At 55.6% G+C, this 19,407-nt stretch carries 20 protein-coding genes; 18 read left to right on the top strand and 2 right to left on the bottom strand.

The annotated features are described in order from the left end of the window. Nucleotides 1–114 precede the first annotated feature (114 nt). The 5 genes from AC2FJV_RS14465 to AC2FJV_RS14485 all read left to right on the top strand — a co-directional run bounded on the left by AC2FJV_RS14465 (nt 115) and on the right by AC2FJV_RS14485 (nt 4,068). On the top strand, nt 115–963 hold the full coding sequence (locus AC2FJV_RS14465) for a peptidylprolyl isomerase (RefSeq protein WP_496713985.1): 849 nt from the start codon (nt 115–117) through the stop codon (nt 961–963). A gap of 4 nt (nt 964–967) precedes the next feature. Beyond that, entirely contained in the window at nt 968–2,194 is a 1,227-nt protein-coding gene (argJ, locus tag AC2FJV_RS14470) for a bifunctional glutamate N-acetyltransferase/amino-acid acetyltransferase ArgJ (protein ID WP_496713986.1), read from the top strand. Beyond that, nucleotides 2,191–2,589, top strand: a complete 399-nt coding sequence (locus AC2FJV_RS14475) for a (deoxy)nucleoside triphosphate pyrophosphohydrolase (protein WP_142637315.1) — start codon at nt 2,191–2,193, stop codon at nt 2,587–2,589. Before argJ ends, AC2FJV_RS14475 begins: the two co-directional genes overlap by 4 nt. A gap of 288 nt (nt 2,590–2,877) precedes the next feature. Then, nucleotides 2,878–3,324 (top strand): Arm DNA-binding domain-containing protein, encoded by a 447-nt coding sequence (locus tag AC2FJV_RS14480; protein WP_496713987.1) that lies wholly within the window; start codon nt 2,878–2,880, stop codon nt 3,322–3,324. 225 nt (nt 3,325–3,549) lie between these two features. Then, nucleotides 3,550–4,068, top strand: a complete 519-nt coding sequence (locus AC2FJV_RS14485; RefSeq protein WP_496713988.1) for a tyrosine-type recombinase/integrase — start codon at nt 3,550–3,552, stop codon at nt 4,066–4,068. Between the two features lie 196 nt (nt 4,069–4,264). Here the strand turns inward: AC2FJV_RS14485 and AC2FJV_RS14490 are convergent, their stop codons facing one another. Beyond that, the gene (locus AC2FJV_RS14490) at nt 4,265–4,801 is read right to left on the bottom strand and encodes an Lrp/AsnC family transcriptional regulator (RefSeq protein ID WP_282027507.1); all 537 of its coding nucleotides are present in this window, start codon (nt 4,799–4,801) and stop codon (nt 4,265–4,267) included. A gap of 434 nt (nt 4,802–5,235) precedes the next feature. Here AC2FJV_RS14490 and AC2FJV_RS14495 point away from each other — a divergent pair, with 434 nt between their 5' ends. The 5 genes from AC2FJV_RS14495 to AC2FJV_RS14515 all read left to right on the top strand — a co-directional run bounded on the left by AC2FJV_RS14495 (nt 5,236) and on the right by AC2FJV_RS14515 (nt 9,750). Continuing rightward, the gene (locus AC2FJV_RS14495; protein ID WP_142637313.1) at nt 5,236–6,327 is read left to right on the top strand and encodes an aromatic ring-hydroxylating oxygenase subunit alpha; all 1,092 of its coding nucleotides are present in this window, start codon (nt 5,236–5,238) and stop codon (nt 6,325–6,327) included. Nucleotides 6,328–6,346: 19 nt separating this feature from the next. Beyond that, on the top strand, nt 6,347–6,781 hold the full coding sequence (gloA, locus tag AC2FJV_RS14500) for a lactoylglutathione lyase (RefSeq protein ID WP_085823161.1): 435 nt from the start codon (nt 6,347–6,349) through the stop codon (nt 6,779–6,781). A gap of 4 nt (nt 6,782–6,785) precedes the next feature. Then, a complete protein-coding gene (locus AC2FJV_RS14505; protein WP_108859955.1) occupies nt 6,786–7,184 on the top strand; it encodes a cupin domain-containing protein in 399 nt (132 codons plus the stop codon). 103 nt (nt 7,185–7,287) lie between these two features. After that, nucleotides 7,288–8,727, top strand: a complete 1,440-nt coding sequence (locus tag AC2FJV_RS14510; RefSeq protein WP_496713989.1) for a glutamine synthetase family protein — start codon at nt 7,288–7,290, stop codon at nt 8,725–8,727. A gap of 3 nt (nt 8,728–8,730) precedes the next feature. Next, nucleotides 8,731–9,750: an alpha/beta fold hydrolase gene (locus AC2FJV_RS14515; RefSeq protein WP_496713990.1), complete on the top strand. Its 1,020-nt coding sequence runs from the start codon at nt 8,731–8,733 to the stop codon at nt 9,748–9,750. Nucleotides 9,751–10,364: 614 nt separating this feature from the next. Here AC2FJV_RS14515 and AC2FJV_RS14520 read toward each other — a convergent pair. After that, complete coding sequence (locus AC2FJV_RS14520; RefSeq protein WP_142640345.1) at nt 10,365–11,375, bottom strand: LacI family DNA-binding transcriptional regulator; 1,011 nt, start codon at nt 11,373–11,375, stop codon at nt 10,365–10,367. A 210-nt stretch (nt 11,376–11,585) separates the two neighbouring features. Between AC2FJV_RS14520 and AC2FJV_RS14525 the strand changes: the two genes are divergently transcribed. From AC2FJV_RS14525 to AC2FJV_RS14560, 8 genes are all read left to right on the top strand, one after another. Further along, nucleotides 11,586–12,854, top strand: a complete 1,269-nt coding sequence (locus AC2FJV_RS14525) for an ABC transporter substrate-binding protein (RefSeq protein WP_496690237.1) — start codon at nt 11,586–11,588, stop codon at nt 12,852–12,854. Nucleotides 12,855–12,931: 77 nt separating this feature from the next. Further along, nucleotides 12,932–13,777 carry a carbohydrate ABC transporter permease gene (locus AC2FJV_RS14530; RefSeq protein WP_142640343.1) on the top strand — a complete coding sequence of 282 codons (846 nt, stop codon included), beginning with the start codon at nt 12,932–12,934 and terminating at the stop codon, nt 13,775–13,777. Next, on the top strand, nt 13,774–14,610 hold the full coding sequence (locus AC2FJV_RS14535; RefSeq protein WP_221929508.1) for a carbohydrate ABC transporter permease: 837 nt from the start codon (nt 13,774–13,776) through the stop codon (nt 14,608–14,610). Before AC2FJV_RS14530 ends, AC2FJV_RS14535 begins: the two co-directional genes overlap by 4 nt. A gap of 23 nt (nt 14,611–14,633) precedes the next feature. Continuing rightward, nucleotides 14,634–15,674, top strand: a complete 1,041-nt coding sequence (locus AC2FJV_RS14540) for an ABC transporter ATP-binding protein (protein WP_142640342.1) — start codon at nt 14,634–14,636, stop codon at nt 15,672–15,674. A 12-nt stretch (nt 15,675–15,686) separates the two neighbouring features. Next, the gene (locus tag AC2FJV_RS14545; protein ID WP_142640341.1) at nt 15,687–16,964 is read left to right on the top strand and encodes an MGH1-like glycoside hydrolase domain-containing protein; all 1,278 of its coding nucleotides are present in this window, start codon (nt 15,687–15,689) and stop codon (nt 16,962–16,964) included. Beyond that, complete coding sequence (locus tag AC2FJV_RS14550; protein WP_496694342.1) at nt 16,961–17,647, top strand: D-lyxose/D-mannose family sugar isomerase; 687 nt, start codon at nt 16,961–16,963, stop codon at nt 17,645–17,647. The genes AC2FJV_RS14545 and AC2FJV_RS14550 overlap by 4 nt, the downstream gene beginning before the upstream one ends. Beyond that, entirely contained in the window at nt 17,635–18,060 is a 426-nt protein-coding gene (locus AC2FJV_RS14555) for a GNAT family N-acetyltransferase (protein WP_496690238.1), read from the top strand. Before AC2FJV_RS14550 ends, AC2FJV_RS14555 begins: the two co-directional genes overlap by 13 nt. A 17-nt stretch (nt 18,061–18,077) precedes the next feature. Further along, the gene (locus tag AC2FJV_RS14560; protein WP_496713991.1) at nt 18,078–19,328 is read left to right on the top strand and encodes a glycerate kinase type-2 family protein; all 1,251 of its coding nucleotides are present in this window, start codon (nt 18,078–18,080) and stop codon (nt 19,326–19,328) included. The last annotated feature ends 79 nt before the right edge of the window (nt 19,329–19,407 follow it).

Raw genomic sequence — 19,407 nt, forward strand, 5'->3', positions numbered from 1 at the left:
CCATAGATACGGGGGGTGAAAGGCGGCCCTGTCCAAGGCTTCAAAGCGATGTAAGCGGCAGGTTCCAGAGTGTCAACGCTGCGCCCTGCCGTGGCAAAGAAATAGGATGATTCCATGCCCAAAGGCCTCACTTTTCTGCCATCGCTGGCCCTTGCAACGGTGATGGCGCTGCCATTGGCCGCCGAAACCAAGCCCGGTGCCAGCACGGTGGTCGCCCGCGTAAACGGCGAAGAAATCACTCTGGCGCATGTGATCGCAACAGTTGCGACACTGCCCCCCAACTACCAGCAGGTCGAAGATGATGTTCTGTATGATTTCATCATCGAGCAGCTGATTCAGCAGCAGTTGCTGGGCCAGGAGCAAGAAGGGCTGAGCAATCTGAACGCCTTGGCCATCGAGAACGAGACGCGGTCTTTGCTGGCGGTTCAGACCGTAAATGCCCTGATCGACGAAGTTGTAACGGCAGAAACCATTCAGACCGCCTATGATGCGCGCTTTGCCGAGTTTGAAGGCGAAGATGAGTTTAATGCCAGCCATATTCTGGTCGAGACCGAGGTTGAGGCAAAAGACCTTAAGGCTCAGTTGGATGATGGCGCCGACTTTGCCGAGCTGGCCAAAGAAAAATCAACCGGTCCTTCCGGCCCGAATGGCGGGGTGCTGGGTTGGTTCGGCAAGGGGCAGATGGTTCCCGAGTTTGAAACCGCCGTTGTCGCGCTTGAGAAGGATCAGGTGTCGGACCCGGTGCAGACACAGTTCGGCTGGCACGTGATCATTCTGAATGACAAGCGCAAATCCGAAGCGCCCGCACTTGATGCGGTACGCGACGAGCTGGCACAGGATTTGCAAAGTGAAGCTATTCAGGCCCGTATCGGCGAATTGACCCAGGCTGCACAGATCGAACGTCCTGCGCTCGAAGATGTGACCCCGGGCATCGTGCGTCAGTTGGACCTGATTCAGGAGTAACCCCTTGGCCTCGATCACTAAAGTCTCTCCGCTGGCTCCGGCGGCGTTTCCCGAATTGCCCGCGATTGACGGTGTGCGCTTTGCGACCGTCGAAGCCGGCATACGCTATCAAGGCCGCACTGATGTTATGCTGGCGGTCTTGGATCCGGGCACATCAGTGGCTGGGGTCTTTACCCGCTCGGCCACACGCGCGGCACCCGTGCTGGATTGTCAGGACAAGATCGGCGGGCCAAGTGACGGGCCGGCGGCGATCCTTGTGAATTCGGGCAATGCCAATGCATTTACCGGGCATTATGGCCAAAGCTCGGTCGCCGAGGTGACGCAAGCAGTGTCCAAGACCACAGGCGTACCGGTCGAACGGGTTTTTACCTCGTCAACTGGTGTGATCGGTGAACCCTTGCCGCATGACCGCATCGTGGCGCAGCTTGAGGCCCTGAAATCCGGCCTCAGTCGCCACGCAATCGAAGATGCAGCGCGGGCCATCATGACCACGGATACCTTTCCGAAAGGAGCCTCGGCGCAGGTCGAGATTGATGGGAAAACGGTCTCTATTGCGGGGATTTCCAAGGGTTCTGGCATGATCGCGCCTGATATGGCGACGATGCTGGTTTATATCTTCACCGACGCCCAGGTCGAGCAATCCGCGCTGCAGCAGATGCTGGGTGCGCAAACCGACCGCACTTTCAACTGCATCACCGTCGACAGCGACACTTCGACGTCGGACAGCCTACTGCTGTGTGCTACTGGGGCTTCGGGGGTGGATGCGACAGGCAATGCCGCCTTTGCCGAGGCTTTGGAAACCGTGATGCTGGACCTTGCCCAACAAGTGGTACGCGATGGCGAGGGCGCCACGAAATTCGTAGAAATTCGTGTGACCGGGGCTGTCACCGATGCCGACGCCAAGGTGCATGGATTGGCGATTGCCAATTCACCACTGATAAAAACCGCCATTGCGGGCGAAGACCCGAATTGGGGCCGCGTCGTCATGGCCATCGGAAAATCGGGTGCAGCTGCCGACCGTGACCTGCTGAGCATTTCTTTCGGAGACATCCTTGTGGCCGAAAAAGGTTGGGTCAGTCCCGATTACCGCGAGGAAGACGCCGCCGAATACATGAAAGCTCAGGACCTTGTAATCGGCGTCGATCTGGGGCTGGGCGCGGGTAAATCCACCGTTTGGACCTGCGACCTGACCCATGGCTATATCGAGATCAACGCGGATTACCGGTCGTGAAAACAGTTCTGGTTTCTGCGGTCGCCCTGATAGACATTGAGGGCCGGGTGCTGCTGGCGCAGCGCCCCGAAGGTAAATCCATGGCGGGCCTGTGGGAGTTTCCCGGCGGCAAGATCGAACCCGGCGAAACGCCCGAGGTCGCCCTGATCCGCGAACTGTACGAAGAACTGGGTATCAACACATGGTCCTCCTGCCTTGCGCCGCTGACCTTCGCCAGCCACAGCTATGATGATTTTCACCTGCTGATGCCGCTGTTTGCCTGCCGCAAATGGGAGGGCATTCCACAATCGAAGGAAGGACAGGCGCTGAAATGGGTGCGTGCGAATGATCTGCGCAGTTACCCGATGCCTGCGGCAGATGTGCCGTTGATCCCGATTTTGCGGGATTGGCTTTAGGGTCCCGGTTCGATCTTGTCTGGACGCTGGAATTCAGAGCGCGATTTAAACCTATTGCAGCGCTTAGGCGCAGGCAAGAAACGGAAAAACGCACGAGCGCAATCGCTTGAAAAGTAGGGAGATGTTTGGAGTTTGGTGCCCAGGAGATGCATTTAGACCTTACACCACCATACCCCACGACATTCCACTTTCTTATAAAAACCAACACCCTAAGACTTTAGCTATTCCGTTATGTGTCAGGATATAGCAGGATACCGCAGACAATAAGGTGGATAGAAGGGTGGACGGATGGCGCGGCCTATCCGTAAACTTTCGGCCGCAGCGGTGAAGGCAGCAGGCCCCGGTAAGCACAACGATGGTGCCGGATTGTGGTTACACAAGCGCCAAGATGACGGCGGGCAATGGTTCCTCAGGATCACGGTACACGGTCGCAGGCGTGAAATGGGCCTTGGGTCCATTGCAGATGTATCGCTCAAAGAACCAAGAGAACACGCGGAACAGTGGCGCGCCTTTGCCCGGAAGGGTCTTGATCCAATCAAAGAACGCGAAAAACAACGGCGTGAGGCTGAACGCAATTTACATTGTTTGGCGGATGTCGCATTGGACGCGTTCGAAAGTCGGAAGGGCGAACTCAAAGGCGACGGTAAAGCTGGGCGCTGGTTTTCTCCTCTAGAACTACATGTCTTACCCAAACTGGGTAGATCCCCGGCTCAGATATCGATCAGATCGACATAAGAGACGCTCTGAGGCCCATTTGGCACTCCAAAGGGGGAGAAAACTGCCCGGAAAGCCATTAATCGCCTCAGCATCGCTCTAAGGCACGCTGCGGCGCTAGGGTTGGACGTAGATTTGCAAGCCACCGAAAAAGCCAAAGCGCTTCTTGGTAAATCTAGGCATACGCCACAACACATTGCTGCCATGCCGTGGATTGACGTTCCAGAATTCTACAGAACCCTAGAAGTGCCCACGACAACCAATCTGGCCCTGCGGATGCTGATCCCGACGGCAGCCCGCTCAGGTCCACTCCACTTTATGAGATACGATCAAATTGAAGATGACATTTGGACAATCCCTGCGCATCAGATGAAGGGCCGGTTAGGCCAAACGGCGGATTTTCGCGTGCCTTTGTCCGGCGAAGCCCAGCGCGTGGTTGACCTCACCAAACCCTTCTACCGTGATGGTTTTCTCTTCCCCGGCCTTCGCAAAGGAGTGATTTCGGATATGACGATGGGGCAACATATGCGCAAGGCAGGTTTGCCATATAGGCCTCATGGGTTCAGATCCAGCTTTCGGGATTGGGTGGCGGACCGAACCAATGCGCCAAGGGAAGTCGCAGAAACCAGCCTTGGCCATGTTGCAGGAAGTCAGTTCGAAAGGGCGTATCGCAGGACGGATTATCTGGAGCAACGTCGACTAATCATGAACGAATGGGCTCGTTATGTAACCGGCGAGGAAGAAAGCATCCATGATGATTTCTGAACCGTCCGCCCGAAGCCCAAGCGGTAACTCGCTGCAGGATCTGATATTCAAAGCGAAATATTAGACAACATCGTTCGCGCAGTTCGGAAGACGGATGGCTGTCGGGGTCGGCATTAAGATCGGCGCTGAACATCTCCCCAAAAACCCTGTTGAAACCCTTTCGCATTAGAAACGTCAGCGATCGGCTTCTTCCTCTTCACTCCTTCACATCCTGCTTTAGCAGAAACTGATTCTTGAAATTCTTCAGCCCCGGCATAACGTCGGCATTGGCGATATCGTCACTCGCATGGATTTCATGCTCTAGAAATTCCTTCAATGCGTCACCGTCGTCACTGACCAGTTCAATGATCAGGTCGTAACGTCCCGCGACCCACAGGATGAAAACAACCCTTGGGTTCTTTTCAAGGCGCTTCGCCACCTGGCGTGGGGTCACGCCAGCGGCCACATTCAACCCGATCATCGCGTCGGTTGTGTATTCTGTGGCCACCGGATCCGACATCGCAACGATCCGCAACATGTTGTTGTCTCGCAGACCACTCACCCTGTTGCGGATGGTTCCTTCGGACACATTCAACTGCTGTGCAATTTCCGAAAAAGCCATCCGACCATCTTGCTGCAACAGCCGGATGATCTGCTGGTTCAAGTCATCCTTTGGGGACCTAATGCTCTGTGCGGAGGCGCGCACGTTTGATTGCTTTTTGACTGCCATATACCCGATGCTCGATTGCTGCATTCGTAGCTGAGACTAGGTGAGGACATCGAAATTCGCAATTCTCTCTTAAGAATTCTGTGGCAGGAAGTGCAGAAAACGACATCTTTTGCCCTCGACACCGCAGCTTCCAAGGACCGTGACGCGGGCCTATTGCCAAATTTTCTGTAAAATCCCGCTGAAATTGCGGCTCTCGCAATCCACACGACCTGGTTATTCGAAATTCGCACTTCCATGCCGTTTTTTGACCAGATTATTTCTGATTCGTGCCCCAAAATCCCAGAATATTCGCGAAAATCGAAAGAATGTTAGGCGACTAATGCGATATTCGCAGTCGAAACTTCAGTTCCCGGCGCGGCGGGACAGAGTCCGCAAGTAGGAAGACCGCGAGAAACGGTAAAACCATGCGCCTGTCGTTGGACCGACGGGTGCAGGTGGCAGTGTCGAAGGGAGGACAAATGACAATTGCCGAGGATAGAACTCAGGCCATTGGAGGGCCTCAGCACGGGCTGACCGCCGGGGCGTATCGCAGCGAAGAGTTCTGGCAGCGGGAATGCCAGACTGTCCTGGCCAAGAACTGGGTGTTCATCGGGTTTGCCCATCAGATGGCTAACCCCGGTGATGCTCATCCGGTTACCTGCGCAGACTTACCACTGCTGGCGGTGCGCGGTCGTGACGGCGACATCCAGGTGTTTCACAATGTTTGCTTGCACCGGTGTATGACATTGGTCGACAAGCCTAAGAATGTCGGCAAGTTGATCCGCTGCCCCTATCATGCCTGGGCCTATGATCTGGATGGCCGCTTGCGGGCTGCGCCGCATTTTGCCGGAACCGGCAAGCAGGAGTTCGACGGCTTTGACATCAAAAATCATCGCCTCAAGCCTGTACGCACCCATGTCTGGCATGACTGGATCTTCGTCAATCTGGATGGGAACGCGCCTGATTTCGAAGACTATGCCGCGCCTTTGATTAGCCGGCTGGAGGGGATGGATTTCACCAGAGTGGAACCAATTGGCCTGCTCGACTTTGGTGAGATTAGCACCAACTGGAAGCTGATCATGGAGAACTTTATCGAGCCCTACCACGTTCAGTTTGTCCATGCCTCAACCACTGATCAACCATTGGAAAACCACTATACAATCACCGATGGCACCTGCATCGGCAGCGCGGTGGATCTGAACGAAGAGTTGGGCACATCCGGCAGTCTGGGGGTCAGCTCTCGCTATCTGACCCTGTACCCCAATTTCATTCTGGGCCGCTATTTTCCGGATCAGCTGGGCGTATATCTGAACGTGCCCATTGGTCCCGGAAAGATGCGCCAGTACCGAGCACTTTACACGACAGAAGGCCAGGAACTGAGCGCCGAGGAAGTACAAGCCCTCAGAAACCTTTGGTGGGATGTCCACAAGGAAGATCACGAGATGGTTGAACGCATGTTTGAGGGCCGCAAATCCCCGGTCGCCGAGGATGGGGGCCTGTTGTCGCCCGCTTGGGAGGACAGCGTCCGCGCCTTTCAGGATCTGATCGAGCGCGACGTGGCCGGTACTTAAGCAAGAAGGAACAATATCGATGAACAAGTCCATATCCAAAGGGTTTCGTCTGGCCCATACGATGATGCGGGTCACCGACATGGAGAAGTCACTGGATTTCTATTGCGGAATTCTGGGTATGGAAGTGCAGCGGCGCACGGACTACCCCGAAGGCAAATTCACCAATACCTTTATCGGCTATGGGCCCGAGGCCGAGTTTCCCACGCTGGAGCTGACCGCCAATTGGGATCAGGGCACGCCTTATGACAAAGGCGACGGCTGGGGTCACATCTGCATCGAAACGCCAGATGTTTATGCCGCGTGCGAACAGCTGGCTGCGGCCGGCGTAAACATCACCCGCCCACCGGGGCCAATGAAAAACGGCACAAGGGTCATCGCCTTTTGCGAGGACCCTGACGGTTACAAGGTCGAATTGAACGAATCCATACTGAAACACCTGGCACAGGAAGGCTGACCAAATGGGTGACACACCTCAACTTTTCAAATTCGATCTGGTTCAAAATCGCTACGACTCGATGGGCGACAGCGACACTTACATCAAACCGATGGTGACCAGCGAATTCAGCAAGTCCATGTGCGGCGGTATCAACGTCCTGAACAACATCAAGGTGCCGTGGGATCTGACCTGCGACGAGATCATTTATTGCCTTGAGGGCACGTTCCGACTGGTTTGCGACGGCAAAAGCTATGTTTGCAATCGTGGTGATGTGCTGTTTGTCCCGAAGGACAACCACATCTCCTACGAGTCGGACGGCAAATGCGTGATCTTCTATGCCGCCTACCCTCACAACTGGAAACAGCTTGCCGGGATCACGCAGGTTCCGGGCATCGACCCTGACGATTTTGTCCCCGGCTGAACATCTTAACCGCTGAGCGACAGAACAACCGAAACCAGCACCAACACTGAGGGATCACCCTCGGTGAACCAAATCTGATTGCCATTCGATGGGAGAACGCCGAATGCCCAAGGACAATGCCAGCACCCGCATCTACTACGAGACTATCCATGACGCTGTCGAGCGTAACCGCCCGCGTATCGCAGAGGTACGGCAACGTCTGGAGGAGGCTGGCGTCAAATACGTGATGGCCGCCTGGATTGACCTGCACGGTATTCCAAAAACCAAACCCGTACCGATGAGTGATTTTGAACCGCTATGCATCGGGAAAGGACCGCAATTTGCGGTGCATTCGATTTCTTACGTGCCCGAACTCAGCCCTGCCGACAGCGATCAGGTCGTAGTGCCGGATCTCGATGCCGTCTATGTCTGCCCGTGGGATACTTCGATGGCGATCATCTTCTCGGACCTCTACTGGGAAGATGCGCCCTATAATGTCTGCCCGCGTCAGGCCCTGAAACGTGCCATGCACGAGGCTGCGCAGGAAGGGTACACAGGTTATGCTGGGGTCGAGCCCGAATTCATTGTGATGAAATACGACGACGCCGGTCAGCCGGTGAAGGCGTTTGACGACGACCCTGCAAGCGGCCTTCGGCCCCGCCGTCAGGCGTTTGGCTATGACGTTGAATACTCGATCGACTCGATGGCGTTTCTGAAAGACATGATCGACATCATCGAGGGTCTGGGTTGGAACCTGCATGACGTGGTGGCCGAGGGTGCGTATTCGCAGTTCGAGCTGGATTTCCACTACACCAACATGCTGGAAATGTCTGATCGGCTGGCATTCCTGCGCATCACCCTGAAAGAAGTCGCAAAAAAGCACGGGATGTTCATCACTTTCATGCCGAAACCGACAGTGGGCGATTGGCGGTCTGGCGCGCATATCAACATGTCGATGCAGCATGAAAGCCGTCCGGGCGAGAACATTTTCGAAACGCCGGATGGCGATTGGAGTGACGAAAGCCGCTGGGCAGTTGGCGGACTGATGCAGCATGCAGAAGCAATCACCGCGATCACCTGTCCGACGGTGAATTCCTATAACGGTCTGGTGCCACGTGTTGGCGGCTTTGAAGGCGGCACGGTCACATGGGCCCCGACAAATATCACCTATGGCTTCAACAACCGATCCGCCCAGTTCCGCCTTCCGCAAAGCCGCCACTGCATCGAAAATCGCGCCTGTGACATGACAATGAATGTCTATCTCGCGATGGCGATGCACTTGAGCTGCGGAATAAAAGGCATCAAAAACAAGATCGATCCGGGCAAACCAACAGATTTTGATTTGTACTCAAAGACTGAATCCGAGCTTGCCGAGCTCGGTATACGCAGGCTTCCGCGAACTTTGTTCAACGCTATTGAGGCTCTGCGTCATGACGAGATGGCCGAACATGTGATGGGGCGCGTGATGCGCAACTCCTATATCGAGTACAAAAACGACGAATGGGAGCGCTATCACCAATCGGTCACTGATTGGGAAGTGCAAGAGTATCTGAGGCTGTACTGAAAGATGGTCGTGGATGAGTTTAGGACATTCGACCTTGGAGACTTCCCGCTTCTATCGGGTCAGGTTTTGCACGACGCCAAACTTGCCTATCAAACTTACGGCACGTTGTCGGCCACCCGCGACAATGTCATCGTCCTACCGACCTTCTACACGGGGACAAATACTCGGAACGAAGGGTTCTTCGGCCCCGGTCGCGCTATTGACCCAAGCCGCCACTTCATCGTCAGTCCAAATTTGTTCGGCAATGGCCGTTCGTCTTCGCCCTCGAATACGCCCTCCCCTCAAGACGGCCCGCGATTTCCGTTGGTGCAGATGTGGGATAATATCGCGGCGCAGCATCGGTTGATCCAAGATCACCTCGGCATCGAAAAGATCGCGCTGGTCGCCGGCTGGTCAATGGCGGGCTGTCAATCCTATCAATGGGCGGCGCAATACCCGGATATGGTACAAGCGATCTTGCCTTTCTGCGCCTCGGCCAAAACCTCAACGCATAATTTTGTCTTCCTCGAAGGGGTCAAGGCCGCCCTTTGCGCGGACCAGAATTGGAACGGCGGCAATTATGACAGCCCGCCCGAGGCCGGGCTCAAAGCCTTCGGTCGGGTTTACGCAGGCTGGGCTTTCTCTCAGACCTTTTACCGTGAGAGGCTTTATGAGCAGCTTGGATTCCAATCCATTGAAGAGCTGATGCAAGATTGGGAACAGGACCATGTACAGAGCTGGGATGCCAACAATCTACTGGCCAAGCTTGCCACCTGGCAGGCTGGCGACATCTCTGCCGGGCCACTTTACAATGGGGATTACAAACTGGCGCTGGGTGCCATCAAGGCGCGTGCCATCCTGATGCCCTGCACTCAGGACCTCTATTTCCCTCCTGAAGACAATGAAATTGAGGCCCACCACATGCCTAACGCCATCTTCCGTCCTTACGACTCGCCATGGGGTCATTGCGCCGCCAATCCTGGTAACGACAAAGGCTTTGCGGCACAGTTGGACGTTAATATCCGCGAGCTCTTAGAAGAATAAGACCTGGTAAATAAATGAGAGATTGTACTCATTCATTAGCGACTGGTACATTCCTTCAAGTGAAGGGCAGCAATTCGGCAACAGAACTGCAACCGCAGTGGATTAGCTATAGTTACGCTCTGGGTAATTCGTTCGATGTTGCCAAGTCCGCATTACTGCGCATAACAGACGTCGATGCCAGTCGCGGAATTCGAAACATTGGACTCACTGCTACCGTCGGATGCGGCGCAGAATGACTCGCCTAGCCAAGATAAACCCTGTCCTGTACGGCCCAAACCAGCCGTTTGCCTCACCACTCGACGCTGCAGCGCAGCCTGCGCATTGCTGCCGTTCGTGCACCTTGCAGCATTGTCGAACAGCGGGTGACGGCAAACCACAACATAGCCGTCAAATTCTCGGGATACTCTGCCACAGTTAGGATCTTTCTTTCGGCCAATAATCCTGAAGCAAACCTATGGCTGTGCGCCCTGCTTCCAGCACTCGGTCTGCCTCTTCTTCGGATTCCGTCAGACGAGCCAGGGTAATCGTGCCCATCAAGAGCGCCATCGCAGCTACTGGCTGTAAATCAATGAGTCTGGAGCCTAGTGATTTCGGTAGGAATTCAGGCCGTGTCTCTATATTTCTGGGGCTTCTCCGGATGTTCCCCGCACTTTCAGGACCGCAGAATACTCGAAATGACGGACTGGAAGTTCGGGTGTTCGCATTCGGTCCAGAAGGATCTCGGCCAATCGCTTGCCTAACATTTTCGGGTCGATCGCCATGGTTGTCAGGCCGGGCGTCGAGACGGCAGCATCCTCGATGTCATCGAAGCCTACTACCGAAAAATCATGTCCGGGTTTCAAACCTGACTGGATCAAGCCGAAGCAGGCACCAAGCGCTACAACATCTCCGTTACAAACAATGCCTGTCACCTCGGGGTGTTTGTGACGGAGCGCTGCGACAGCGTCAAATCCGGCGCGCTTGGTCTCCTCACATGGCCAGATTATTGGGCGCACGCCATCCAGTTTTTCACAAACGCTAAGGTAACCGGCGATGCGCTCCTCGCGCACCGACGTTTGCTCGGTGCCGCCAAAATAGGCGATGTACCTGTGTCCCAAATCAATCAAATGCTGTGTGGCTTGAGCAAGAGCCTCTGTGTTTAGAACACCAACGTGATCAAGGGACTGTGATACCTTGCGCATGAAAGTAACAGCGGGAACACCGTGGGTTTCCAGAAGCTCCATAGCGTCCTCGTTCGTGTCGAGCGCCGGCACCCAAATCAAACCACGGCGACCAAATCTGATGCAGGCTTCCAGGAGGCGGTCCTGACGCTGAAGGTCTCCTTGTGCATCGAGGACCGACACCATGAAACCTTCGGTTTCGAGCAAGTCGACAGCGCCGCTGACAACCTCTGCGTTAAACGGGTTGGCCAATTTGTTAATGATGAAACCGATTTCGCGATTGTCGCCCGATCGCATTGCGGCCGCCGCTTGATTTGGGACGTAGCGCAGACGCTTGGCTGCGCTCAGGACTTTCTGACGGGTCTTCTCTGAAATTCGACCAGTGTCACGCATAACCTGGCTGACGGTTGGAACCGACACACCCGCTTCTTTGGCAACGCTGGATAAGGTGGGTTTTTTCGTCATGGGTCACAGTCTTGGTATAACGTTTGCCTAAAGTCGCAAGCGGTTTTGCAAATGGCAAGCAGTTTATGACGAACGCTTGGCGGCAAGAGGCTTGACTCATGATACAACGATATATCATAGTAACTGCATTCTCCCTCGACTGATCCAAGGTTGTCGGCGAGGGAGGGAGGTTGCCTGGTTTTGGACAACCTCAGACATAGGGAGGAAAACATGTCTATTCATTCGAAGCTGGCGGGAGCCGTGTCCGGTGTGGCCATGCTTGTTGGCGCTGTCACCGTGCAAGCTGAAACTCTGTTCTGGTCGACCCAGGCCCGGCCAGCCGAAGAAGCGCAGGCTATGCGGACCGAGGTTCTTGGTGGCTTCGATGGTGGAGTGGATTACCAGCCGAACGAAGACGGCCCTTGGCTGACGCGTTTGCAAGCTGAACTACAAGCGGGCTCGGGTAGCATTGACTTGTTGGGTTCTTTGCACGGCAACTTCTCGGCGATGAACCCTGATGACCTAATGGATCTCAGTGATCTTGGCGTCATGTCGGCCTCAGACACTTTCAATGATCTGGCCAAGCTGGGAACTGACGGCCTGCACTACATGCCTTGGATGCAAGCGAGCTACATCATGGCCGCCAATAAGGAAGCGCTGCAATACCTGCCTGAAGGTGCGGACATCAATGCGCTGACCTATGACCAGTTGATCGCATGGGCGGCGAATGTAGAAGAAGCAACTGGCCAGAAGAAATTCGGCTTTCCTGCAGGACCCAAGGGTCTAAAACACCGCTTCTTCCAAGGCTACCTCTACCCGTCCTACACTGATGGTGTCGTGCGGACATTTGCATCGCCCGAGGCTGTGACAGCATGGGAGAAGTTCAAAGAGCTGTGGAGCCATACAAACCCTGCATCGACCAACTTCTCGTTCATGCAGGAACAGCTGTTGAACGGCGATGCCTGGATCGTCTTCGACCACACCTCGCGCCTTGCACAGGCGTTTAATGAGCGTCCTGACGATTTTGTTGCCTTCCCGGCGCCTGCTGGTCCGACCGGCCGTGGCTTCATGCCTGTTCTGGCAGGTGTTGCCATCCCACGCACCGCGCCAGATGCAGAAGGTGCCAAAGCGTTGGTGACCTATTTGATGCAGCCCGAAACACAGATTGCGACCCTGAAGGCCACAAACTTCTTCCCTGTGGTTGAAGTCGAACTGCCAGACGATCTGCCGCCTTCGGTCAAAGCTGCCGGCGAAGCGGTTGCCACGATGAGCGGCTCACCAGATGCTAATCCTGGCCTGCTGCCTGCAGGTCTGGGTAGCATGGGTGGGGATTTCAATCGTGTTTACGTAGATGCGTTCGAGCGCATTGTTCTGGCTGGTCAGCCCATCGAGCGGGTTCTGGAAGATCAAAAGAAACAGCTGGAAAAGATCATGACTGAAACTGGCGCGCCTTGCTGGGCACCAGATGCACCATCGGAAGGTGCTTGCCCGGTCGAATAAGACCTTCCCTGACTGCCGGGCCGCCGAAGCTGTGGCCCGGCTCCCCCAGCAAAATCCCAATTTAAAGGAGTGGTCCGATGGAAGCGCGGCTTTTGCCCTATTTTCTGATCCTCCCGGTGACGCTATTTCTTTGCCTGTTTTTCCTCTATCCGTTTGCGCTGGTTGCGCAGCAGGCTTTTGGAACAGGGAACGGCTTTTCACTGGATAACTTTCGCGAGGTCGTGAGCTACTGGAAGTTCCCGATCTCGATGAAGAACACCTTTCTTCTGGCCGCGGCCGTGGTACCGATCCAGCTGGCGCTGTCACTTCTGATGGCCACGATGGTCACGAAAATGGAAAAGGGCCGTGATCTGGTTCTGTATATTTGGACCATTCCGCTGGGTATTTCTGATCTTGCCGCCGGTATCATCTGGCTGGCGATCTTCGAGCAGTCGGGTTTCCTGAACTCGATGATGGTCGGGCTTGGTGTCACTGACCAACCTGTAAGTTTGCTGAGTTATCAAACACCGTGGGTAGTGTTCCTGGCGATTATGCTTGCTGAGATTTGGCGCGCAACTGCGATCATGCTGGTGATCCTTGTGGCGGGCATCGGCCTGATCCCCAAGGAATACTACGAAGCTGCGGATGTGTTTGGCGCCTCGCGCTGGAAACAGTTCACGCGTATCACCCTGCCGCTATTGCGCCCGTCGCTGCAAACGGCCCTGGTCCTGCGCGTCATCCTGGCCTTCGAGGTCTTCGCCGTGGTTGCAGCTCTTGGGGGCACGATCTTCCCGGTGCTTATGGGCGAGATCTACGCCTATCAGTTTGACCTGCAAAATAGTGGGGCAGCAGCAGCGCTGGCGATCATCGTTCTGATTATCTCTATCGTCTTCACTCTGATCATCATGCGCGCTCTGCGCGTCCCGAAAGGAGCCACGATATGATGGCTGTAGCAGACGTCGTAGCCCCTGACACCCGCAAGGCGGGAAGGGGGCTTTACCGAGCAGGGGTGATCTTGCTGTGTGCCTGGGTGATTATACCGCTCTACCTGCTGTTCGTGAACACAATGTCCTCACCGGATACGGTGAACAGTTTCCCCAAGAGCTTCATCCCGGAGTTCAATATGGGATCCCTGGAATTCTTCATGGGGTTCCAGGGGATGCTGAGGGCGCTGTGGAACTCGGTTGTGGTGGCTTTGATGACGATGGTGATGTCCATCGCCATCGGAGCCCCCGCGGGCTACGCCCTATCGCGGTTCGACTTCCGTGGGAAAGAGCTGTTCCGGTTGCTGATCTTGCTGACACGGGCCTTTCCCTTGCCGCTTCTGGCACTGCCCTTGGCAGTTCTCTTCATCCGTACGGGCTTGGATGATACGGCTTTTGGTCTGGCGCTGGTTCACACAACGTTGGCGATCCCCTTCGCGGTGCTCATCACCTTTTCGCTTTTTTCAGGCATACCGCTTGAGCTGGAAGAGGCGGCTTGGACATTGGGCTGCACACGGCTGACTGCCTTTACCAAGGTGATCTTGCCCTTGGTACTTCCGGGGATCACGGCCTCGGCGATTTTCGCCTTTGTAATCTCGTGGAACGAAGTGTTCGCAGCCGCCGTGCTGACCATCGAAAACCGCACGTTGCCCGCATTCCTGTTGCAGACACTGGGCGAGGCCCCGTTGCACCTGAAATTTGCAGGCGGCTTCATCCTCGTGGTGCCTGCGCTGATTTTCATCTTCGCTGTGCGCAAATATCTCTTTGCCATGTGGGGCATCGCCAACCGCTGAGCGGTGGCTGAAAGGAAACTGTTATGGCTGAAATACAGATCAAAAACGTCGCCAAGAACTTTGGGTCCTACCAAGCTCTGCATGACATCAACCTTACCATCGCAGACCAGGAGTTCATGGTCCTTCTGGGGGCTTCGGGCTGTGGTAAATCTACGCTTTTGCGTATCATCGCCGGACTTGAGACAGCGACAACCGGCGAAGTCTGGATCGGTGGCCGCCGGGTGGATCACCTGTCGCCCAAAGATCGCGGCATCTCGATGGTATTCCAAAACTATGCGGTGTTTCCGCACCTAACTGTGTTCGAGAACATTGGCTTTGGGCTGCGGATGCAAAAACTGCCGGATGATGAGGTCAAGCGCCGGGTCGAACGCACCGCAGGTTTGATGCATATCGAGCAACTCCTAAAGCGCTATTCGGGCGAGTTGTCGGGCGGCCAGCGCCAGAGGGTTGCAGTTGCCCGTGCCTTGGCAATGGAGCCGGACGTGATCCTGATGGACGAACCGCTGTCGAACCTCGACGCGCTGTTGCGGATGGAAATGCGTGCTGAGCTGAAGGGTGTTCTGGCAGAAAGCAAGACCACTGCCATCTATGTGACCCACGATCAGGTCGAAGCCATGTCCATGGCTGACCGGATCAGCGTCATGCATCAGGGCAAGATTGTGCAGGCAGCCTCGCCCATCGAGGTGTATCGGGATCCAGCGGCCGAGTTTGTGGCCAGTTTCATCGGCAATCCGCCTATGAATTTCCTCCCCGCTGAAGCTGCGGGCTCTGGTCGCTGGACAGTTGCCGGGCAGAACCTTGACGGTCCTGCAAATGGCAAGGATCTGAAATGGGCCATTCGCCCGGAAGATCTGCGCATTGCAGATCAGGGGTTTGGAGCGCGAGCCAAGGTTGTTGAGCCTTTGGGCGCACATTTACTTGTGACTTGTGACGTGGACGGACACCAGTTCCGCGCAGTTCTGGACAGTGAGCTCAGCGTGAAACCTGGTGACGTACTTACGCTGGCACCGCAAGAGGGACGGGGGCGTTGGTTTGACTCCGAAACCACTCTGGCCGTCGCTTAAGGGAGAAACAGGATGAGCCAAGCTCTGATCGATCAGGCCCGAGGCGTCATGGAAGGAAATGATAGGGGCACCTACACCGTTCCTACCCATGGCCTCTATCCTTTCCAATGGAACTGGGACAGTGCTTTGTCCGCGCTTGGCTTTTCGCATTTCGACATGGATCGGGCCTGGGTCGAGGTCGAGACTCTTATGGCCCATCAGTGGGACGATGGTATGGTGCCACATATCATTTTCCACGAACCAGATGATGGATATTTCCCAGGTCCTAACGTCTGGCAAACAAGGCGAGATGTGCCCACGACTGGAATCACCCAGCCAGCGGTTGCGGGTTTTGCGTTGCGCAAGCTTTATGATCGGACTGAAGACAAAGCAGTCGCGCGCGAGCGTCTGGCCAAGCTCCTGCCCAAGGTCCATGCATGGCACAAATGGTTCTACCGCGACCGCGATCCCAAAAGCACGGGACTGGTCGCAATCATTCACCCGTGGGAGTCTGGCCGAGACAACTCTGTGGATTGGGATGAAGGGCTGGACGCCGTGCCGATCGAGGGTATCGCGCCATTTACGCGACGGGATACGACCCACGCCAACCCAGATCACCGCCCGTCGGACGAGCAATACAAGTGCTATATCTGGCTGGTCGAGTACTTCCGAGGGCTTGGATGGGATAATGCGAAGCTCCACGATGCCTCGCCATTTTGCCTCGTTGACCCAGGCTTTAACGGCATCCTGATACGGTCTTGCGACGATGTTGCGGATTTGGCCGAGTTCTTAGGCGATCCCTCGATGGCCTCTGAGGCCCGCGCGATGGCCACGAAGGGTCGTGCGGCACTGGAAAGCCTATGGAACCCGACGCTTGGGCAATACACGTGTTACAACCGCGCTGCTGGTCATCTGCAAGACACACCTTCGATTGGTGGGTTGCTCGCGGCAATTGCCGATGTCCCTCATGCGCGAGCTGATGCGCTCGCACGGCGGATCGCTTTGTTGGCTGAGCGATGCGGCTATCTGGTGCCCAGTCACGACCCAATAGATGGCGCTTTTGACAGCCTGCGCTATTGGCGCGGACCGACATGGTTAATCGTGAATTATTTGATTGCCGAAGGCCTAGGTCGGTCAGAGCAGGGGGCCATGGCGCAGCGTATCCTGGCTGACAGTTTGCGCCTCATCGAGAAAAGTGGCTTTGCAGAATACTATGACCCAAACAGCGGCGAGCCCTGTGGTGGTGGAGATTTTACCTGGACCGCTGCCATGGTGATCGAAATCCTCAAAAACCAAAAAGTGCCAGCATGAAGCGTTCGCGCATCAATGAGATCATGGCCCAAGCAGATGAGTTCATTTGCTCTCATGGCTTTGCTTTGCCGCCCTTCGCCTATTGGAGTCCAGAGGAATTCAAGGCTCGCAAAAGTGATGCGCGTCATGTGATTGACGCACGTTGCGGTTGGGACATCACTGATTACGGTGACGGTGATTATGACAGGATGGGCCTGTTCCTATTCACCCTGCGCAACGGGTTGCAGAGTGATTTAGCCAAGGGTGGCGGCATGTGTTACGCCGAGAAACTGTTGATTTCGAGGCGGGACCAGCTGTCGCCAATGCACACGCATGTTCTGAAAGCTGAGGATATCATCAATCGCGGTGGCGCAACTCTGATTGTTGAGCTTTTTGGCTCAGACGAGGCGGGTGGTTTTGCAGAGGATCGCGGCGGTGTGGTCTGGCTGGACGGCATCCGACATCGTTACCAACCGGGCGAGAAGCTGCGCCTGGCACCTGGTGAAAGCGTCACGCTTCGTCCGGGTGATTGGCACGCGTTCTGGGGCGAAGGAGGGGACGTGTTGATTGGTGAGGTCTCAACCATAAATGACGACGAGACCGACAACATCTTTCGTGAACCCATCGGCCGTTTTGCCGAGTTTGAGGAGGATGTTGCTCCGACGCATCTTTTGGTCAGCGACTATTCCAAATGGCTTGGCTGATTGATGAAATTTGTGATGACCAACTGGTGTTCGCGTTGGAACGCAATTTGTTGGACGAGCTGCGTTGCCAACAACCGCAAGGTGTTAACAGCACAATTCATTTGGTCTGCCAAACGGATGGCACGCTGAAGGGCGGGCTTCTGGGCACAACTTCTTATGGTTGGTTGTTGCTCAAAGTCTTGTGGGTGGCCCAGCCTTTCCGGCGTCAGGGGTTAGCACGCGCGTTGTTCGAGCGCGCTTCTACTTTGGCCGTAGCGAGGGGTTGTCACAACGTTTGGCTCGACACCTCTGATCCCAAGGCGCGCGAGATCTATCTGCGTTGGGGGTTTGTACAGTTTGGCAAGCTAGAAAACGGACCGAATCGTGGGCCGTCAGAACACAGCCGTTGGTTCTTACAACGGCCCATCGCCTGATCCGGAATAGGAAACCTATGATTGACCCCGCCAACAACCCTCGAAGCTTTCTGGAACACCTCTTTTCCACCGCCGTTGCTGTGGCCGACCCCATGCTCGTGGTGCCCCCACACTTGCCAAAGCGTCCAAAGGGGCGGCTGCTGGTGATAGGAGCAGGCAAGGCCAGTGCCCGCATGGCCGAAGCCGTTGAGGCCTACTATGGCCCTTGTGAGGGGCTCGTCATTACCCGTTATGGGTTTGCTCGACCGTGTAATGGTATCGAGATTGTCGAGGCGGCGCACCCAGTGCCGGATGCCGCTGGTGAAGCTGCAACGATCCGGATGTTGGAGATGGTTCAGGATACGACTTCGGAGGATACGGTAATCGCCTTAATCACGGGTGGGGGGTCAGCGTTGCTTTGTGCCGCGGCAGCGGGCGTCACCCTCGCCGACAAGATTGCGCTCAACCAAGCGCTCTTGGCCTCTGGCGCACCGATCGGAGACATGAACATCGTCCGAAAACACCTGAGTCGCGTCAAAGGTGGACAACTGGCGGCGGCCTGTGCACCAGCACAGATGCTTAGCTTGCTGATTTCCGATGTGCCGGGTGATGATCCGGCGCTGATCGCCTCGGGCCCAACTGTGGGTGAAAAAAGCAGTGCAAAGGATGCAATCGATATCCTGAAGCACTACGGAATTACTGTATCAGAAGCGATGCTGTCTAATTCCAGCGTCATCCCTCCGGATGATCCCATCTTTTTGCGCGCAGAAACGCGCGTGATCGCTGCCCCGGTGCAATCCCTTGAGGCTGCTGCCGCGGAGGCTGAGGCCCAAGGCTGCAAGGTGCATCTTCTAGGAGATGCATTGGAAGGAGAAGCAAGAGTACTGGCAGCGCATCAAGCGGCGGAGGCCCTTTTGTTGCAGTCAACAATCAAGCGCCCGACCTTGCTGCTATCCGGTGGTGAATGCACCGTTACAAGGCGGGGAAACGGCATTGGAGGTCCCAATGCCGAGTTCACGCTGGCCGCGGCATTGGCTCTGAACGGGGCGGCGGGCATCCACATACTGGCTTGCGACACAGATGGCGTAGACGGTGCGGCAGAAGTGGCCGGTGCTTATGCAGGGCCCGATACGCTAGCACAAGCGTCCGGCAAAGGCGTCTCAGCCCGAGAAGTGCTGGACCGCAATGATGCCCATAGTTTCTTCGGTGCAATCGGAGGTCAAATCGTTCCAGGACCAACCCTCACAAACGTTAACGACTTTAGAGCGATTTTGATCCTTCCCAAGTGATTCAATCCCTAGGTTCTGGACCTGTTAATTTGGTTGCCGTCATCCCGCCTGCGTGATTCATACCCGTGAGTTTCAGGGG

This window comes from Ruegeria sp. CDSA241 (assembly GCF_059611265.1).

What these genes read in the sequence shown, in the direction of transcription:
- AC2FJV_RS14465 (WP_496713985.1), top strand. Translation starts at nt 115, where the DNA reads ATGCCCAAAGGCCTCACTTTTCTGCCATCGCTGGCCCTTGCAACGGTG.
- AC2FJV_RS14480 (WP_496713987.1), top strand. Translation starts at nt 2,878, where the DNA reads ATGGCGCGGCCTATCCGTAAACTTTCGGCCGCAGCGGTGAAGGCAGCA.
- AC2FJV_RS14490 (WP_282027507.1), bottom strand. Translation starts at nt 4,801, where the DNA reads ATGCAGCAATCGAGCATCGGGTATATGGCAGTCAAAAAGCAATCAAAC.
- AC2FJV_RS14495 (WP_142637313.1), top strand. Translation starts at nt 5,236, where the DNA reads ATGACAATTGCCGAGGATAGAACTCAGGCCATTGGAGGGCCTCAGCAC.
- gloA (WP_085823161.1), top strand. Translation starts at nt 6,347, where the DNA reads ATGAACAAGTCCATATCCAAAGGGTTTCGTCTGGCCCATACGATGATG.
- AC2FJV_RS14505 (WP_108859955.1), top strand. Translation starts at nt 6,786, where the DNA reads ATGGGTGACACACCTCAACTTTTCAAATTCGATCTGGTTCAAAATCGC.
- AC2FJV_RS14510 (WP_496713989.1), top strand. Translation starts at nt 7,288, where the DNA reads ATGCCCAAGGACAATGCCAGCACCCGCATCTACTACGAGACTATCCAT.
- AC2FJV_RS14515 (WP_496713990.1), top strand. Translation starts at nt 8,731, where the DNA reads ATGGTCGTGGATGAGTTTAGGACATTCGACCTTGGAGACTTCCCGCTT.
- AC2FJV_RS14520 (WP_142640345.1), bottom strand. Translation starts at nt 11,375, where the DNA reads ATGACGAAAAAACCCACCTTATCCAGCGTTGCCAAAGAAGCGGGTGTG.
- AC2FJV_RS14525 (WP_496690237.1), top strand. Translation starts at nt 11,586, where the DNA reads ATGTCTATTCATTCGAAGCTGGCGGGAGCCGTGTCCGGTGTGGCCATG.
- AC2FJV_RS14530 (WP_142640343.1), top strand. Translation starts at nt 12,932, where the DNA reads ATGGAAGCGCGGCTTTTGCCCTATTTTCTGATCCTCCCGGTGACGCTA.
- AC2FJV_RS14535 (WP_221929508.1), top strand. Translation starts at nt 13,774, where the DNA reads ATGATGGCTGTAGCAGACGTCGTAGCCCCTGACACCCGCAAGGCGGGA.
- AC2FJV_RS14540 (WP_142640342.1), top strand. Translation starts at nt 14,634, where the DNA reads ATGGCTGAAATACAGATCAAAAACGTCGCCAAGAACTTTGGGTCCTAC.
- AC2FJV_RS14545 (WP_142640341.1), top strand. Translation starts at nt 15,687, where the DNA reads ATGAGCCAAGCTCTGATCGATCAGGCCCGAGGCGTCATGGAAGGAAAT.
- AC2FJV_RS14550 (WP_496694342.1), top strand. Translation starts at nt 16,961, where the DNA reads ATGAAGCGTTCGCGCATCAATGAGATCATGGCCCAAGCAGATGAGTTC.
- AC2FJV_RS14555 (WP_496690238.1), top strand. Translation starts at nt 17,635, where the DNA reads ATGGCTTGGCTGATTGATGAAATTTGTGATGACCAACTGGTGTTCGCG.
- AC2FJV_RS14560 (WP_496713991.1), top strand. Translation starts at nt 18,078, where the DNA reads ATGATTGACCCCGCCAACAACCCTCGAAGCTTTCTGGAACACCTCTTT.